General features: G+C 60.7%; 12 protein-coding genes, 1 riboswitch and 1 other annotated feature. Of the genes, 2 read left to right on the top strand and 10 right to left on the bottom strand.

What is annotated here, in order from left to right; genetic code table 11:
- Positions 1–73: 73 nt before the first annotated feature.
- The 6 genes from K426_RS26590 to K426_RS31920 all read right to left on the bottom strand — a co-directional run bounded on the left by K426_RS26590 (position 74) and on the right by K426_RS31920 (position 7910).
- Positions 74–1828: a chloride channel protein gene (locus K426_RS26590; RefSeq protein WP_021244769.1), complete on the bottom strand. Its 1755-nt coding sequence runs from the start codon at positions 1826–1828 to the stop codon at positions 74–76.
- Between the two features lie 100 nt (positions 1829–1928).
- Positions 1929–2717 (bottom strand): hypothetical protein, encoded by a 789-nt coding sequence (locus tag K426_RS26585; protein ID WP_237230187.1) that lies wholly within the window; start codon positions 2715–2717, stop codon positions 1929–1931.
- 304 nt (positions 2718–3021) lie between these two features.
- Complete coding sequence (locus K426_RS26580) at positions 3022–4233, bottom strand: hypothetical protein (protein ID WP_066564227.1); 1212 nt, start codon at positions 4231–4233, stop codon at positions 3022–3024.
- 199 nt (positions 4234–4432) lie between these two features.
- Positions 4433–6004: a DUF389 domain-containing protein gene (locus K426_RS26575; protein ID WP_031290985.1), complete on the bottom strand. Its 1572-nt coding sequence runs from the start codon at positions 6002–6004 to the stop codon at positions 4433–4435.
- A gap of 188 nt (positions 6005–6192) precedes the next feature.
- On the bottom strand, positions 6193–7689 hold the full coding sequence (locus K426_RS26570; protein WP_031290986.1) for a SulP family inorganic anion transporter: 1497 nt from the start codon (positions 7687–7689) through the stop codon (positions 6193–6195).
- A gap of 44 nt (positions 7690–7733) precedes the next feature.
- Positions 7734–7910: a hypothetical protein gene (locus tag K426_RS31920; protein ID WP_021244774.1), complete on the bottom strand. Its 177-nt coding sequence runs from the start codon at positions 7908–7910 to the stop codon at positions 7734–7736.
- Positions 7754–7809: a sequence feature (sul1 is cis-regulatory element that is thought to sense ions involved in sulfur or methionine metabolism; They are found in Alphaproteobacteria), on the bottom strand. (Overlaps the previous gene by 56 nt.)
- Positions 7911–8009: 99 nt before the next feature.
- Between K426_RS31920 and K426_RS26565 the strand changes: the two genes are divergently transcribed.
- Positions 8010–8468 (top strand): hypothetical protein, encoded by a 459-nt coding sequence (locus tag K426_RS26565; protein WP_066564226.1) that lies wholly within the window; start codon positions 8010–8012, stop codon positions 8466–8468.
- Between the two features lie 188 nt (positions 8469–8656).
- On the opposite strand, the gene K426_RS30735 is transcribed toward K426_RS26565, so the two are convergent.
- The 4 genes from K426_RS30735 to K426_RS26545 form a co-directional block, all read right to left on the bottom strand.
- Complete coding sequence (locus K426_RS30735) at positions 8657–9364, bottom strand: acyl-homoserine-lactone synthase (protein WP_158511793.1); 708 nt, start codon at positions 9362–9364, stop codon at positions 8657–8659.
- A 2525-nt stretch (positions 9365–11889) separates the two neighbouring features.
- On the bottom strand, positions 11890–13170 hold the full coding sequence (locus K426_RS26555; RefSeq protein ID WP_031290988.1) for a replication initiator protein A: 1281 nt from the start codon (positions 13168–13170) through the stop codon (positions 11890–11892).
- Positions 13171–13294: 124 nt separating this feature from the next.
- The gene (locus K426_RS26550; protein ID WP_066564220.1) at positions 13295–14329 is read right to left on the bottom strand and encodes a ParB/RepB/Spo0J family partition protein; all 1035 of its coding nucleotides are present in this window, start codon (positions 14327–14329) and stop codon (positions 13295–13297) included.
- On the bottom strand, positions 14326–15936 hold the full coding sequence (locus K426_RS26545) for an AAA family ATPase (protein WP_237230186.1): 1611 nt from the start codon (positions 15934–15936) through the stop codon (positions 14326–14328). The genes K426_RS26550 and K426_RS26545 overlap by 4 nt, the downstream gene beginning before the upstream one ends.
- A gap of 101 nt (positions 15937–16037) precedes the next feature.
- Here K426_RS26545 and K426_RS26540 point away from each other — a divergent pair, with 101 nt between their 5' ends.
- Positions 16038–16844 carry a SapC family protein gene (locus tag K426_RS26540; RefSeq protein ID WP_066564215.1) on the top strand — a complete coding sequence of 269 codons (807 nt, stop codon included), beginning with the start codon at positions 16038–16040 and terminating at the stop codon, positions 16842–16844.
- Between the two features lie 400 nt (positions 16845–17244).
- Positions 17245–17321: riboswitch (cyclic di-GMP riboswitch) on the top strand.
- Positions 17322–17356: the final 35 nt, after the last annotated feature.

Genomic DNA, 17356 nt, shown 5'->3' with positions numbered 1-17356 from the left:
CTCTGGCCGCCAGACGAGCCCATATGCGGCCGATCCGGAGGCGGGTGCGGCGCCCCAAGGGTGGTGCAACGCATCAGCTCTCTCCGAACAATGCCCGTTGCGAAGACTCAATTTCCTCGAAATAGCGCCGTCTTGCGTGTTTCTCGGTCAGTACCCCCATCACCAGGCCAGTCCCCCCGACCACCGCAAGCTCGTCGGCGGCCCACCGATCGAACAGGGGCAGGATCGTCTGGATATTGGCATCCGGCTTCAGTGTCGCATCGCGGAGTACCGCAAGTGGCGCCAAGCGCGCATCGCCATCCAGATCCGGCGCATAGGCGGCCGCCGTCGGGATGACCCCGCGATAATGTCCGGCCGCATCGGTCATGATCGCCTTGCTCGCCGATCCCAGCGGCACCTTGTTGCGAAATTGGGCCACCGTGCAATCCTCCTCCACCCGGACCCAGTCGCGCCGCATCATGCGTCCGGCCGTCAGGTTCAGTACCCAGCCGATGTCGCGCGGACTGCGGATGCTCGAACCTCGCAGGTGCAGCCGCCATGTCGAGAAGGAATAACCGAACATCTCCCTGGTCACCGCACTTGAGAGCAAGGATGCGGTCAACACAACAGCCATAAGCCCAAAATCGCGCGTCGTCTCCAGCATCAGCAGAGCCAGCGTCATCGGGCCGCCGACGATCGATACGCTCAGACCTGCCATCCCGACGAGCGCTGCATCCCCGGGATCGAGGGAGATCCCGGTTCCAGATGCGTTGACAAGGCCAGCGAAAATCTGCCCCGCCAGCGCACCGAGGAAAAGCGACGCGAAAAACAGGCCCCCTCGAAAGCCGAAGCTCAAGGAAATTACCGATGCCGCGATCTTGAGCACCAAGATAAGCAGCAGCAGTGCAACGGCCGGCTGCAGAACGAGGTTGAGATGCAAGGCTCCATGCCCCGCCGAGAGGGTCTGCGGCGAGGCCAGCGCCAGGGGTATCAACAGCAGACCGCCGATCAGCGGCTTCCATCGTCCCAATCTCGTCCAGCCCTGCACCTGAACCTCTGCGAAGGTGACCAGCCGCATGATCATGATGCCAAGCACCGCACAGAGCAGACCGAGCAGGGCAAATAGCAGATAATCGGTAGTGGTGATCGCCCGGTCCGCCGTGGTTGCAATCAGCCAGGGCTCCACACCCATCGCTCGCGTCACGAAAACGCCCGCGAGAGCAGCCGCGATCACCGGCGCGATAGCCGAGGGTGTGTAGTGGCCGATCACGATTTCGAAAGCATAAAAGGCGCCGGTGAGCGGAGCGCCGAAGGCCGCGCCGATCGCTGCGCCCGCGCCGGCTCCTACCAACGTGCGAAGATCGTTGCGCCGCAGCTTCAACCATTGGCCGAGCAGCGACGCGACGCCGCCACCCATCTGGGCATAGGCTGCCTCCAGACCGACCGAAGCACCCATCCCGTTGGAAATGACTGTCTGCGTCGCGATGACAAGATTGTCGGTCATGGGAATGCGTCCCCCATGGAGGGCATTGGCCTCGACAACGTCAATCGGGGACCTCTTGCGTCCCTTCAGCAGGAGCGCAAAGAGCACCAGCATCGCGCCGCCAACCGGAAGCGCCAGCAAGCGCCAGGGATGGTGGATCGCCCCCAGCGCGCTTAGCCGGTTGACGGTCACGCCGTAGAATAGGTGCTGGAGGCCATGTGCCAGCCATTGCTGCACATTCGTCATCAGTCCGGCCGCCAGCCCGGCAAGCACGGCGAGCAGGATGAAGGCCGCCTCGCTTTCGCGCAGACGTCGCCGTTGTCGGATAGCAAACGGCCTGACCACCGATTTCCAGCTTCGCTGCATTTTTCCTCAAAAGCCCCCCACCGCCTTGGTCGAGGCTTGCGCGGCCTCTTGCGTATTCAGAATGAAGATGAGCCCGCCCAGGCTGACAGCGCCATCACGTTCAAGCCTGGTCAGGGGCAAGAAATGACTGAGCTGTCATCTGCGGTCGGAAATGCAGGTTTCGTTTGCATGGGCCCAGAGCGTCAAGCACGAGACGGTAATCGGCCTCTGCCTGCGAACGCGCGGCCCTGGTCGGCGAAATGTCGGCGCCAGGAGGCGGCGTGCCGGGAAGCGAGCAAGCCAGCCGATACCATTCGAGGCTCTCTGCTTCAGGCGGTCCTCCCGCGTCGGCGATAAGCTCGGAGAAGGAAGCGTGCCAGCTCGGTTGAACGCCGGGCCGATGCAATATGGTGATGGACGCAAAGGAGCCATCCTGTGTGTCGAGGAATATCTGCGTTCTTCCCTGCCCCAATAATGCGCCTGGCACATGCAATAATGCACGAACGCCCGTTATGGTCGGAGGCGCATCGGGCGAAACGGCCGCGCGCAAGAGGCCACGTAGGCGCGCTTCGCGCGCGGGGCTCCAGCGCAACTGTGCTGTAGGCGTGACTAGCTGCAGTTCACCCGGTTTCCCAGGGACGCGGCGGGCGAAGACAAAAACCTCCTGTCCTTCCAGATCATCGGACCAACCACGGCCGTTGAGCGGCAGGTCAACCAGATACCGGACATTGCGCCCCAGAGGCTTCCTGCTCACGAGCAGGGACTTGGCCTCGCCTTCGATGTAGAAGCGGCCATATCCCGGGCGAACCGCTGTTGAACGTGATGGATCGATCGCAATCACCGTGTCGATCCGCACCAATGCCACCAACCCTGCGGCATAGGAGAGGTCTGCAATATCTGCATAGGTCACCGCCCGTCCGGCAGCGATGGGTTGTGCGTTCGCCCGCAGGGGCTGGGCAAACGCTGTCGCCGCGCAAATGGCTGCGATAAGACTCCGCCAAGTGACTGGCATCCGGCATTCTCCTGAATGTTTTTGCGAGTAGCTCCATTCCGAGCAATCGCAAGACGGCGTGAGGCGGATCCTACCTGTTTGAGCAATCAGGCTGCAACCCTTTCCGCTCCTTGGAAAAGGCACGCGGCAGACTGTTCCCTGCCTTGCGCCGTTCTGGCCCCCTCCCCTTCCTGTCACGATGCCGGCGGTGAACGGTTCCCAACTATCCTTCCGCTGGCGCGCCGACGAGCGCTGCAATGAGGCAGATCATGCCGATGAGACAAAAGCCCATCTGCCTTGGCCAGCCCGCTGCCGCGGTGCGCCTCGCGACGACGAAGGCCAGGCTGCACTGCAGCGCGTAGAACAGGGCGAAGGCGCGCGAGGATATGGCGACCACCTCGAAAGGATTGGTAAACCAGACGATCGCAACGGCCAGCGTCCCGGCCAGGGCGAAAGCCGCCTGAATGCTCAGCCGCCGCTGCGTTACTTCGCTCATGAGCCCGCCCGAACCAATCGAATCGGCGACAGCCGCGCTAAGCTGGCTGGACACGGCCCCTACCAGCACGAAAATCGCCATGGCGGGCGCAACGATCGTCATGATGTCAAGGATGCCTGCGACCCCCTCCGCCTGGGCCGCACGCCCCAGGAAGGGCGTGAGGAGCGCCAGAAAGGCAAGGTAGATGGCCGACGCGATCCATTGCGCGTGCCGCATCGTCCGGATCCGCAGTGCCTGATCATAGGCATGGCCCAGATAGCGCGAGGTCTCAAATCCCTGAACGGTGATAACAAGGCCGAGGAGCAGCGATATGCTGCCCCAGTTCACGCGTACAGGAGGCAGCGGATCGGCCGCGGCATTTGTCAGCCACCAGCAGGCAAGCGCCACCAAAAGTCCGGCGATGATGCCGATCTTGAGAGCCACCGTCCCGTGAGCAAGATGTTCGACCCGCCGTAGCCCGTTCCCGAAAGCAAGCGCCACGATCGCGACGATGATCGTGGTCACGATCGCGTTGGAGGCGGGCGTGTGCCAGGCGGGATCCATGTCCAATGGCTTGAGCAGGAACTCGGCGAGCAATTTTAGATAATAGGCCACGGAAACCGCATAGGCGATGGCAAGGACGCCTTGGGTCACCCGCGCGAGCCAGGCGACCGGATCATTGGACCGCGCAGCGCCAAGATAATTTTCGACATGGACAATATTGAACCGGATGACGGCGCCTGCAGCATAGGCGATCAAGAGCAGGATTGCTTCGGCGATGATGGCTGCCCGGCCGAATTCGCGCGCCAGGATGGGACCGCAGATGAGAAAGCCGCTGCCAATGATGGAGGCGAGAGGCGTGACCGTGGCGCGCCAGCTGTCAGTACGCGCAAAGCGCCCGAAGGCCAGAAATGCGGTCACAGCCGCAGCGCAGGCCAGTGCGATGAAGGTGATGATCAAAGGCTTGGCTCCAGTGCGGATTCTACCGACAGGACGCACTGCCAGGGGCCAGGGGACCCTGACACGCCCGGCCGCGTCAGGGAAGACGTGCTCGCCATCATAGCTTCGATGCGGCTCTCTGAATTATATTTGAAACCCTGTGGCATCATCCCCGGCCCGCCGGGCAAGGTCGGGCAATGGGTCGGGCCAGGCACCCTCCTCATCTTGCGAGCACGGAATTTCCGGCCGGGGCCAGCCTGAAGGCCGCTCCCGCGTCAGGGGCGGGCACTGCTTCAACGCCTTGCGCGCGCACTATCGCCGCGACAGCCATGGCCCTGCGCTCGGCAAGCGTTGGTGTCTCGGGGTTGTCCTGGGTCAGACCCGGCACGGCAAGCACCGGGATGTTCCAGCGACGGGCAGCCCAGGCCGAGGTCAGCGCCGCGTCGCGCGCCGCGGCATCGAGAGCGTCCGAACCATCGGCAAAGACGATCTGCGGCAACTCCGCACGGGGCGGAACGATCGCGATGTTCCAGTCAACAGCCTGGCCGCGCGCGCGCAGTTCAAGAGCGCGGTAGGTCGATAGGGCGGCGCCAGGCAACGGCGCCGCGGCGGCGATGGCGCGGCGATGGTCGCGATCGATGGTGATAGCATCGTCGGGGACGCCCGCAGCAAGCGAGATCAGCCGCGCAAGGGCCGCGATCCGAGCCGTTTCCGCCGCCGCCGGGGAGCTGGCCTGCCGCAATTCCTCCCGCTGCGCCTCCAGGGCGCCCGCGCCCGGCTCCAGCAACACCTGGTCCAGTTGGAGCCGCAAGGGCTCATCCAGTTGCCGCGCAAGCTCCGATTGAAGCACTGGCGTCCTTTGCATCCGCTCGCGCGGTGTGATGATGACGGAGCGGATGGTGATGGGCCTTGCATCGAAATCTACATCCAGCTGCGTGACGCGCGCGCTGCTGCCGAACCGGTCCGAGAGGAAGGAGCGGACCTGGGTGACCGTCACAGCCTCGGTTGCGATGCGCTTGAGCGAGAAGGCAAGCGGAATCGCCATCGCCACGAAGACCATCATGAGAACGATCGTCTGGGTCCAGCTTTGCTGGCTCGAAAGAAAATGGCCAAAGCCGTAGAACCGCGCCATGACGGTCGCCGACAAGGCTATCGTGACGAAATTTGTAACGAACAGCGCAAGCGCGCCTCCCAGCACGGGCAGGTTCCAGGTTGCAAGGCCATATCCCACCACCGCCAGAGGCGGCATCAATGCGGTCGCGATCGCCACCCCTACAATGGTGCCGCCCCGGCCCCTGATGATGGCGAAGGTGCCGGCCAGCGCCGCGAAGAGCGCGACCCCCAGATCGAAGAGATTGGGGCGCGTTCGCGCAATGATCTCGGATGTCGGCGCCTGAAGGGGCGAGAGCGCCACGATCGTGGCGGTGAAGGCTATCGCACATACCGACCCTGCGCCAAGTGCAATCAGGGCACGGCGCATTTCGCGGAAATCGAACAAAGCCAGACTGAACCCCAGACCCAGGATCGGGTTCATCAGGGGTGAAATCAGCATGGCGCCGATGACTACCGCAGGAGAAGACAGCAGAAGACCAAGAACCGCGATCCCGGCCGACATGATCGTCATGAACAGATAGCGCGGCGACCAGCCACTTTCTTCCGCAATCGTCGCAATGACCTTTTCATGCTCGACGCTGCCAACGAGCCTCAGGCGCCACCAGCGATAGAGCGCCATGCGGTCTAACCGTGTCCGCAAGGACGCTCCGATCGCTCTGTCACGGCCTGTCAGCGGCATCTGTCCTCGCATTCCTCTCAATCGATTCGTATCGCATCACGATACTTCCTCTTGCCCGCACTACATCGAAGCGCCGGGAGACGCTACCTGGCCCTCGAAAACCGGAGGCCAATCTGTCCTGCGCCGTTGCCGTGTCAGGCCCGACCGGCCAGCTGCTCCTTCCATTTTTCCCGTGTCGTCCGGCAGGTTCAATGCGGCACCGCGCCGGTCTGGACCCCGATCTTGTCATGAAGCGCGAAGCGATCGAGAAGATCCGCGCTTGCCTTGTTGTAACCGATGATCTCTGTCACACGCCCGTCGCGCCGCAGCCGCGCCACGACCCGGTCAAGGGCGGCAACAGCCGAAATGTCCCAGAAGTGGGCGCCCGACACGTCGATCGTGACATGATCCGCGATCTGCTGGCCCTGAAAGGCGCGCGTGAAGCGATCGACCGAGGCGAAGAATATCTGGCCACTCACCCGGTATGTCGCGTGAGTGGCGTCCTGGGACAGGCCTCGTTCGACCGTGAACATTCGTTGGACCTTGCCAGCGAAGAATATGCCCGAAAGAAGCACGCCTGACAGGACGCCCAGCGACAGGTCGCGTGTCGCTACCACCACCGAGACCGTCACCAGCATGACCACCGAGGAGGTTGGCGGATGCCGCAGGATGTTGGGGACCGAATTCCAGCTGAACGTGCCGATTGACACCATGATCATCACCGCGACGAGCGCGGGCATCGGCACCTGTCCCACCCAGGGTCCAAGCACGGAAAGCAGGAACAGCAGGAAGGCGCCTGCCACGAACGTCGACAACCGCCCGCGTCCGCCTGATGCCACGTTTATGACTGACTGGCCGATCATCGCGCAGCCACCCATGCCGCCCAGGAGAGCCGAAGCGATATTGGCGCCCCCCTGCCCCAGGCATTCACGCTGCTTGTTGCTGTCCGTGTCCGTCATGTCGTCGACGATCTGCGCCGTCAGCAGCGATTCAAGCAGGCCTACCGCGGCCATCGTCACCGAATAGGGCAGGATGATGCGGAGCGTTTCAAGCGTCAGCGGCACGTGCGGCAAGCCGAAGCTCGGCAATCCCTCGGGAAGCTTTCCCATGTCTGCGACCGTATGCACCGGCAGGCCCAGACCGATGCTGGTCGCCGTCAGGAGCAGAATAGCCACCAGCGGTGATGGCACTGCCCTGGTGATGCGCGGGAGCAGATAGATGATGGCAAGGCCTGCCGCGACCATCGCATAGGTCTGCCACCCGACATCCGTCAGCTGCGGCAACTGCGCCAGAAAGATGAGGATAGCGAGCGCATTGACGAAGCCGGTGATCACCGAGCGCGACACGAACTGCATCAAGAGATCCATCCGCAGCATTCCGGCAACGGCCTGAATGAGACCCATGAAAATGGTTGCCGCGAAAAGATACTGCACCCCATGTTCGCGCACGAGCGGCGTCACCAGCACTGCAACCGCCGCCGTCGCCGCGGAAATCATGCCTGGGCGGCCCCCAAGGAAGGCGATCACCATGGCAATCGCCACCGATGCGTAGAGACCTACCCGCGGATCGACGCCGGCGATAACCGAAAAGCCGATGGCTTCGGGAATGAGTGCGAGCGCAACGACAATGCCCGCAAGCAAATCGCGCCGCATGGAGGCGCCGTCGCGCCACCATTGACCGCGAGGAGAGACGGAATTGGGAGTCATTCGAAAAGTCCACAACAAGGCACATGGCGCTCAGGCAGCGCAGATCAATTCAGGTCATGTGTGATGTTGTCCGGCGGATCGGCGGCCGGAATAGCCACCCGGAATTTCACCGGGTCCTTGCGAATGCGGTCGCTTAGCTCACGCGGCCTGGGCTTGGCAAGGCCATCCGCCGCCAGGAAGACACTGTTCAGGATAGCGAAACACCCATGCCCCCGCGCCATGTTTCCCTTACGTTCAGAACAGGCTGGCGAGAAATAGGGATCGCTCTTTGCATTGCATCCTCCCGGGGATAGCCTGTGCTGAGTGACAGGAGAGTTGCCATGCGTCTGTTGATTTTGCCTTTGCTCGCCGGGCTGGCGTCCTGCGGATCGGGCGGTAATGACGTAGCGCACAGCCTTGGCGAAGGGCAACGAAACGAGACCGCGGCGCTTGTTCCCGAAGAGCCTGTACCGGCCCGTCCGGAACCTGAAACGCCCGTGTCAGGCGCTTCCATGCCCGAGTTCGCACCGCAATATCCCGGTTCGATCATCAAGTCGGTCAGCACCGCTCAGAGCGGGTCGGATCTGCATGAAGTTTCCCTGGAGACCAGTGACGATGCTGCGGCGATCATGGCATTCTATCGCGAAAAGTTTCTGGCGGGTGGTTTGCGGAAAACGGCCGACTTCATGTCCGGCGGCACTGGCATGCTGTCCGCTGCCGCGCGGGACAAAAAGGCGTCGATCGCCATTTCCAAAAATGGCGCGCGCAATGTGATCATCGTCACCTTCTCAGGCGGGTGATCCTTCGGGACCATCGGCAATGCGGCAGGTAGATGTGGTTGAACAATCCGCGATCTGTCGCCGGCCAGAGAAAATGCCACCGGATCGTCCCCTGCCCTGTCCCGATCGGCGCGCGATGCTGCGTGATCCCGTTCCTGGCCTACCCTGTTTCTGCCTGACGCGTGTGAGCAAGCCGGATTTCCTTTCGATTATCTCCGTGCGCCGCCGTGCAAGGCCATGAAGTCAAGACCCGGCGCGGATCCACCAGGCGCGACTATCGCCAGGTCGCTTGCAATATATGCCCCTGCCGAACGCAGACTGTTGATCGTGCTTGGGGCAATGCTGATCTTGAATGCACCGATCAGGGCCTCTCCGACCTTTTTCCCAAGCCCCAGAGGTTCAAGCGTCCAACCCATGCTCCGGGCATAGCCTGTCCATGCCAGTTCCATGACGATGGTGTAGGCTGTGATACCGCTGAGCAAGCCATATTCGACCAAGGCTGTTGCCAGTTGCCGGCTCACAAGATGGCGTTCTCGGGTCGCAAGATGGGCGCCAAGAAATAACTGGGTGATCTCGCGGATAGCCGGCCCTGCTGGTACCTTGGGTGCGCAAAGGTCGGGAAAGACGGCACCGAGCGGGTGAGGCCTGTCGGTCCTCAACAACCTTAGCGATGCCATGCGCTCGCCGGTCAGGGGGTCATTGGCAACTAGATGTTCAGCATAGCTGCCATCATAATGGTCACGATCGAACGGCACCTGGACGGCGTGATCAGCCCGATTTGCCTCAAGCGGGAGATCTTGGTCGCTGGCGCGCTTGAACTGCTGATCGCTCCGTCTTTTTGATCTCCATGCTGTTGGGCAGTTGCGAGTACGCACTGAAGAGATGGTCAGCCCGGCTTTGCTGTCAGGTTCCATCATCAAGCCGCCCCATGGTCCATTGCCGCGCTGAAGGTTGCTTTTGGCCGCGGTCCGCATTCTCACGGTTCAACACATGCGAACGGAAAAGCGCTGGCGTCCCCTGCCCCATCGACTTCAGACTATCGTGGCTCAACCAAAGCGAGGCGTGTGTGAGAATTGGAGGAACGACCCATTTTTGCCGGTGCAGGACGCACGGCGGCCGGGATGCACGTTTCTCCTGGATCATGAGCTGGCTCCTGTTGCTCCCCACCGGCGCCCTATTGGCTATCCTCCCGGGAGATACAAGCTCAGCATTTCCTTCCCTGAACAAGCTAGGACGCGGGCATTGAGAAAAACGGGTAAGCCTTGAGCTCCTGAAGAGGCGTCTGACGTGTTCCCTTTATGTTCCTTATTGTCCCTGCGCTGCATGATCATCTTCTCATAATCCAAATTCAAAAAATCCAGGCGCCAGCAGCGCCCCGGGTTATGGATTTATGAATAGGTTAGAAGGTTAGAAGGGCGACCGCTCTCCCCGACTCGTGCTCGTTCCACGATTCGGGACCGAAGGCCCAGCCGCGATAGCACGATCCATGATCCCTGATCGCACGTAACATGGCACTGCGATAGCACGAGGATCTATCCGTGATAGCACGACAGGCGTGATTTTGATGCGCATTGGGCTGCCCGATAGCACGATCAAGCGGGCATATCCGCACCTTACTCGTCATGGCGATCGCCTCTTTACCAGCGCGAATGGACTCACCGAGACCCAATAACGCGGCCCCTCCCCGCAACCGTACCAGCTTGATCGTGCTATCGCAGCACCATGCAGGGGAGGCACGGCCATCTCTCCAGCGCGTTCGTCGTGCTATCGCGGACGGAATTCTCATGCAACTTGGACCGCTATGGTTTTCGGAGCGCTCACCTGCGGGAAGGCGATCCGGAGGGGCATGATGAAACAGGAGGCCGACTGATCGCATGCTTCTCCAATGTTGCGCAGGATACTTGGTCCAGGCGAGGACGTGAGCCTCTTCGAAGCAGATGGCATCATTTTCTGGCCGGGAACAGGCGGATGACAAGAGACAAGTAGAGCGGGGTTCGATGCAATTTGATTGGATCATAGACACGCCGTTCGGCGCAGTCCCGCAGCCGAGCAGTCTTTGGATTTAAGGCGCGCGCAAATCCCAAGATCCCGGCGGTGAAGGCACGTTGTGCGGTCGGTTCCCCCCCCTCCCCCTCCCCTCCCCTTCTTCTCATCTCGCGGCTTCCTTAGTTCGGACCTGGCTGACGCGCCATTACGCAGCCCAACCAGCCTGCCTCAGGGTGCTTACCTCGCAATCTTCTCCCGCCACGCGTTCATCGACGCGCGATGCCGACTTGACCTGGCTGGCAGATACGCACCTTATCTGGCAATGCCTCTCGGCTCGTTGAATCCGGTCGCCTATCCATGCAGGGTGTCGCCTTGCTGAGCTACTGCCTGGCCGTTCGGCCGGCGCATGCAAGCTTCTGCACGGCCGGGCAGAACAGCCAAGGGGGACCAGGGAAAGCGTAGGAACCGTGCGTCATAAAGATGGACGCGGCGATAATTTCATTGTCGCATTCTCGCTGCAGGATGCAATCGTGTCCCAAGCGTCACGATGCCGCGCAGGTGGATGCTCGGTCATAACGCAGGTGAGGGGGGCATATTTGGGAGATGCCGTTGTCGGGCCGGGCGTCTCCCAAATCGGGGCGGGGGAGGGCCCATGGCGCTCAACCATTGATGTTGCCTTCGGCAACATCCAGATAAACCATTGTGATATAACGTTATTATTGGATTTTTGGCATCTTGTGACACGCTGCTCGCATTTGCCGCAATCCCGTAGCCCGGAACCCTTCCCATGGGAAAGTCCTATGGCGACAACATCGGCTGCGCGCAGTCTTCATGACGCCGGCTTTTGCTCGCCTCGGACGCGCGAATGATCCGCATCACCCTTGCCGCGCCGGGAGGCTTGAGCTCGCAATGATGCGTGCGCTGGAGCGAGCTTCGGCTGCTCCTTAGAAGCCGGTTGCGACGGGGCATGATCCCAGCGTGCCTTCTGAATTCAAGCGGCAATCGTGCTATCGGGCATCGCCTTTGCAAGACCTTTGTTCAAGGGGCAAATCGCAGGAAAACAAGGAGATTGCGAGTGCGCGCGACCGGAAGAGACTGGCTCATCTCCAATCCGCGATAGCACGTTGAGTCCCCATTTTCGTTATCGGAGCGCGAGTATGGGGTGAAGACCTGCCGCCTGCTACTATCCACATTCAGCGGTTGAGAGCATTTCGGGCATGGCTCGGCCGTAATGGGTCGCACGTGAGTGCGGAGCGAGAATGCCCGAAGCGGGGAGGGCGCAGGCTGGATGCGTGGTCGAGCTGGCGACGAGCCCCGAAGCCACCGCGACCATGGCTTTGGGGGGGCAGCTTTAGACGCCAGGCCCGTCATCACGTCACGGTGACGCGCATGTCCTCATGAATAATGTGAGCATAGGCCCCGAGGCGACATCGTCGCGGATTGAGGAAGAGATGCCTCAGCTTTGGGGAAGATTATGCTTATTGCGCTGATGGTGGCTCTTCATGAAAAAATAGAAGCGCTTTGAATAGTTAGCCGGCAGTTCGGAAAGATTGGTGGCGATATAATTGTCGAACCTCGCCATGAGGACATCAAGGTCCCATCCCGGGAAATCCCGGCGTATTGCCTGATAGGTTTCCGGATCGATGACGTCCCGCGCCTTATTGCTCTGGCGCCGGGCAGAAACGCGCGTCGATGGATTGGCGGGTGCCTCTGCTACGCGAAAACCACGTGCCGTATTCGCAACGAGAGCGGCCATCTCTTCGGCCGATACCAGATCGGTTTCCTCGATCTTTGCTGGAGGCGTGAACGGCACCGGCCCGCGCCGCGTTCTGCCTTGTCCTGACGGGACTGGGGCAGGGGCAGGGGCAGGGGAGGGCGTCTTCCCCTGCCAGTCCTTACGCATGACCATCCAGAGCTTCGGGTTGGATGATTTCTCATCGCGGACTTCGATGTGGAGTTCAGGGAGGGCGTCTGCGCGAGCGATCGCCATCAGCGAGGCCTTGAACTTGGCCGAACTCTGCTCGCTGCCGCTCTTCTGGAGGAGCGTGTCGAATCCGATGGTAAATCCATCCGGGCCGTTTCCGCCGGCATGTTTTCGTGCTGCGCGATAAAGCCAGCGTTCAATCCCGCCCTTCAAATCGAAATAGGCCGGATCGACCGAAAGGACCGATTTCTGGTCGAGAACGCCATCGAAGAACCACTTGGCGAGCGTCACTTCGATGCAAAGCACCTTGTTACGTCGTTCATCGATCAATTGCGTCCAACTGTCGATCCACGAAAATGTAACCTCTCGCGATTTGCCCTTGGCACAGATATTCGTCTTGATGGTCGTCGCCTGCAGGCGATCGAGCGCATCACGCAATCGCTCATAAGCCCTGCCGGACGTGTCACGGCGGATGAGCTTCATGATGTCGGCGGGATGAACCCTGATGGTCGGAGAGAGATCGTTGGAGCGTTGCCTCTGTTCGTTGAGATAGGAGGCGAAGAAGATCATGATATCAGCATCCCATATCGTGGCCATCCCGTAATGAGGGTTGGCCGAGACATGGACGCTGACCTGGCCGTTGGGGCTCAGATAATGGATTGGCTTGACGCGTTTCTTGGCCAGCGAAAAAAACGGCCGCTGCATCGTCTCCTGATAGTCGCGCAGCGACATGTCCCCAAAATCCGGCAAGGGGGTGAACATCTCGAAACTGAGCTGTACCTGCCGGCCAAGTGACGGAGGAGATGCGGCCATTTCTATCGTCCGAAGATCAGGTCAGAGAAGGGAAGTTGCCGAAGGCAACATATCAAGTAAGTTGCTGTTTCATAACCAGAAAATGCCGAATTGACGGTTTGGCGGAACTCGGCGGCTGGCACATTCATGCCCGTGTCTTTGTCCATATCCGCGACCGCTCGATCGCTGCCCGGAGACCCTCGATCAACTCGTCAATCGAACTGTCGGTGGGCACGATCTTGACGATCAGCTCGGTAGCCCGGTCCCGCTCGACCTGACCGAACTCCCGCCCGAAGGATGTGCACAAAGCCTGCTTCTGCCGCCTCGCCCGAGCCTGCGTGTCGTTCGCTGCCGACAATAGGCGCGCAACCACTTCGCCAGCAGGAATGACCGCTTCATCGAAGCTTTGCTTGAGGCTCTGCTCCTCCGAAAGCGCGCTTGCGGCTTGTTCCATGCGAGCAAGCTTCTCGCGGTCGTCCATCAGGGGCAGGAGGGGCTTGGCAAAATGGAGCGTCAGGTCGCGGGGTGACCCGAATGCCGCCACGATGGTTCTGGGCATTTCGGACAGCGCGATATAGCGCGACAATGTTCCAGGACTGAGCTTTAGCCGTTCCGACATCCGTCGCTGTACGCCGCCATAATGGGCATGCAACGCTTCCTTGTAATTGATCGCGCGCTCATAGTCAGAAATGTCCTCGCGCTCGCGGTTTTCGATGTCGGCGACCCGGAAAGCGGCCTCATCGGTCAAATCCTCGATCGAGGCGTAAAGGCTGATCTCGGGATGGTCATTGGCGTTCAGCCAGGCCACCGCCCAGTGGCGCCGGGTGCCGGTCACCAGCTCGTAGCGCTTCTCGCCATTGGGTGTCGGACGCACGATCACCGGTATCCGGTTCCCGTTTTCGGCAACGAGCGAGTCAATCAGGGTTCTGACCCGCTCTTCGGTGAGAGCCGCGTAATCCCGGGCGTTGCCTGGCCAGATGGAAACCTCGTCCGGCTTGAGCGAAATGGCCGGCTTCTTGAGGAGTTTCGCTGCTTCTTCAAAAGTGTCCAGCCGACGCGCCGCAAAGTTCATCGGTTTGCGCGCGCGTGATGCAACAGCGCCTTCCTGGTCGCCCCCGCCATCAGCCTGATCGGCCGTGGCGTTAGCGATGACCTCGTCGAAGATCGAGCGCTTGCTCATGCGGCTTCCCCGTCAAGCAGGTGCCTGTCATCGAACCCCGTCAAGCTGGTCGAGGGCCATTGCTGGCGGATCACGTGCAGAATTTCGGCAAAGACCAGATCCAGGTTATCGCGACAACGTGTAAAAGTCTTGTGCGATGAAATCGGCTTGTCCGACTCGTATACCGAACGAAATTCCTGCACCGAGTTCTTTATCTCTTCAGAAGCAAGAATGGGATTGGTCAGCATGTTCGTGCCGCACATCTGCTGTAATATTCTGAGCATGCCGGTCTCGCCGTCCGCCGAGCGCGAATAGTTCGAGGCTACGACTCGAATGAAATCATAGTTGACGCCCATATCGTAGCCCTGGAGCGACTCAAGCGTGTCGGCGATGTTGGTCATGAAGTGTATCGTCGAGAGGAAGTCGAGCTGACGAGCCGGCACCGGTATGACAAGGCCGGTCGCAGCTGCCATCACATTCATCCCCAAAAAGCCCATCGCTGGCGGGGGGTCGAGAAGAATGACGTCGAATTCCCGGCGGACCTGGCTTATGCCCGACCGCAAGAGGCCAAAGCGCCGCATGATCTCCTGTCGGCCCTCAGCTCCGGCCACCATATGCCATTCGATCTCTCCCAGCCCCAGGCTTGAGGGAACAATTTTGGTCGTAGGCCAGGCCGTGTCCTGGATAGTCAGCCGAAAATCGTTCAGCGGAGCGGTCGGCGCAAGGAAATGCGCCAGCGTCTCCTCGCTTGCCCATAGCGCCTCCTGGTCCACGTCGAACAGTGAGCTGGTCGAGGCCTGGGGATCGCAGTCGACCACCAGCACCCGCAATCCCTGAAGGGAAAGATAATCCGCCAGATGTTTGGTAATGGTGCTCTTGCCGACGCCGCCCTTGAAATTCTGGACGGCCAGGACGACGGCGGGTTCATGGGACTGTTTCCCAGGAATGATCCCAAGCGCCTGCCGGATCAGCGTCAGATCTTCCAGCGTGTAATAGCGCCGTCCGTTTGAGCCGATCTTGGGCTGGGGCAGGCGCCCCTTGGCCTCGGCCTTTGCAATAGCTTCGGGGGTGCGACCGATGAGGTCTGCGGCCCGCCCGGGACCAAAGGTCAGTTCAAGCTTCTTTCGCGCACGAGGGCGAAAGGCGACCTTCTTGAGCTGAGAACTCAGGGCTTCACCATTGTCGACCATGGCCCTGAGGTTGGATATTGTATCGATCATGGAACCCCCGCCGAATCGCTGTGGTGATACGGTTGCCAATAAACTATGTGTCTGAGGCGTGGTTGTCAATAAATCGCCATTTTTGCAAGAATTTTCCGAACCGAGTTGCGTGTCGGTCGGGTTGAACCTCACTTTGCTCCGAACCAGATCAGTTTCTGGGTGCAGGTCACGAAATGCATCGATCGCGCAGCGTGAACGCATGCTGCGCCATTGCCGGAGATAGAGCGATAGACGACTTTGTAGGCCGCGACGCTTCCAGCGCGTTACCTGAATGGAGATCGCCAGCGGGCGATCGCGGTCGCTCCTGCCGGATGGTCCATCGGGCAGCCTCAGGCTCCCGGCGCAATTCTTTTCTTGCTCATGGCAGGACGGCAAGCGTTCTACGGTGCGAATATTGTTGCAATCCATGCAATGAACGACAAATGCTTGCGGATGCAGGCATTGACGCTACAAGAAGGCGCTGGGTGAAATAACCATGTCGCCCAAAGCTACAATCCAGACGGGGAATTATGTCGGAAACCAGGCCAAAGGCGAAGAAGGGGAGCGCGTCGACCACAGGTGCGAAGGTCCGGGGCAGCTTGCCACTCTATCATGATCCCCGAGCTGTCCATAGCGTCACACACCGCGACGTGGCGGTGCATGTAGGGCCAAGCGACTTCTCCTTCGCCCGGAAGGCGCCGATGGTGCAGATCGCCGTCGATGAGTTTGAGCGCGCCGCGCTCGATTATCCCATTGTGTTCTTCGGTGAGGATCATCAGCCCTATGTCGTGACCGGCCTGGACGCCGAGCGGAACCTCTTCGTCGCCGAGGGCGACTATCGTCCGGATGCCTATGTGCCTGCCTATCTCCGGCGCTATCCGTTCGTTTTTGCGCGTGACGACGATAGCGACGCGCTGATCCTCTGCCTGGATCATGGCTCGAACCGTGTAGCCAAGGTCGGCGATGAGGGCGCAGTCGCACTGTTCGACGGCGACGAGCCGACGGTGCTGACGCGCCAGGCGCTGGAGTTTTGCGAGCATTACGAGGCCGCCCAAGCCCGCACCCGGACGCTTGTGCGACTGCTCCTGGAGCTTGAACTGTTCGAGGCCAAGCAGGCTCGTTACACGCCTCCTGGAGAGGCAGCGGCTAACCTCCTACTCGAATATCGGACAATCGACCGAGCCAGACTGGACGCCCTTGCTCCGGACGACTTCCTGCGGCTGCGTGAGGCAGGGGCCCTGCCGTCTGTTTTCGCCCAGATCGCCTCGCAGGCGAACTGGGATATTCTCGCCGTCAGCCGGCGCGGGGTCGAGGACCAGATAGTCAAGGCGGCTTAGGCGGCGGGTTGACCTTCAATCCGGGCCGCGGCTCCTGTCGGCAGTATCGATATTGAAGGTGAAGGGCGGTTTCAAGTTAGAGCAGATGATCCGATTGCATCGGATCATCTGCTCTACGTTTTGTGTGACCGGTTCTTCCGCGTCCGCAGACGGTCCCATCTGCCGAGAAGCCGCTCTCGCCGCAATGCTCCAACCAGACGGCGCTGCACATAGGTAGTCCCCGTATGATGGCCGCTCCGAATTCTGAGAAGCGGCCGTAGAGGAACCGTGCATGGAATCGTCTAAGGGTGGTAAAGATAACACATGCATTCGTAAGTTAAAAAACACTTGCCTGCGAAGCATTCATTAACCATTATTCATGGTTGAGCGAAGGGTGGAGGTCTAACCGCCGGTTCCCTTCCTGAAAAAATGGCAAACCGCCGGTGACGGCGGGACGCAAAACCTCCGGTCTCCCAGGGAGATAGCGGGGTTGCTGAAGGAAGGTTGGATGTCTCAGATGCCTCCGGACGACA

The sequence above is a fragment of the Sphingobium sp. TKS genome, assembly GCF_001563265.1.
Lineage (GTDB): Bacteria > Pseudomonadota > Alphaproteobacteria > Sphingomonadales > Sphingomonadaceae > Sphingobium.
Note: the sequence above shows the minus strand (reverse complement) of the source record. Positions and strands in the feature narration are given on the sequence as shown.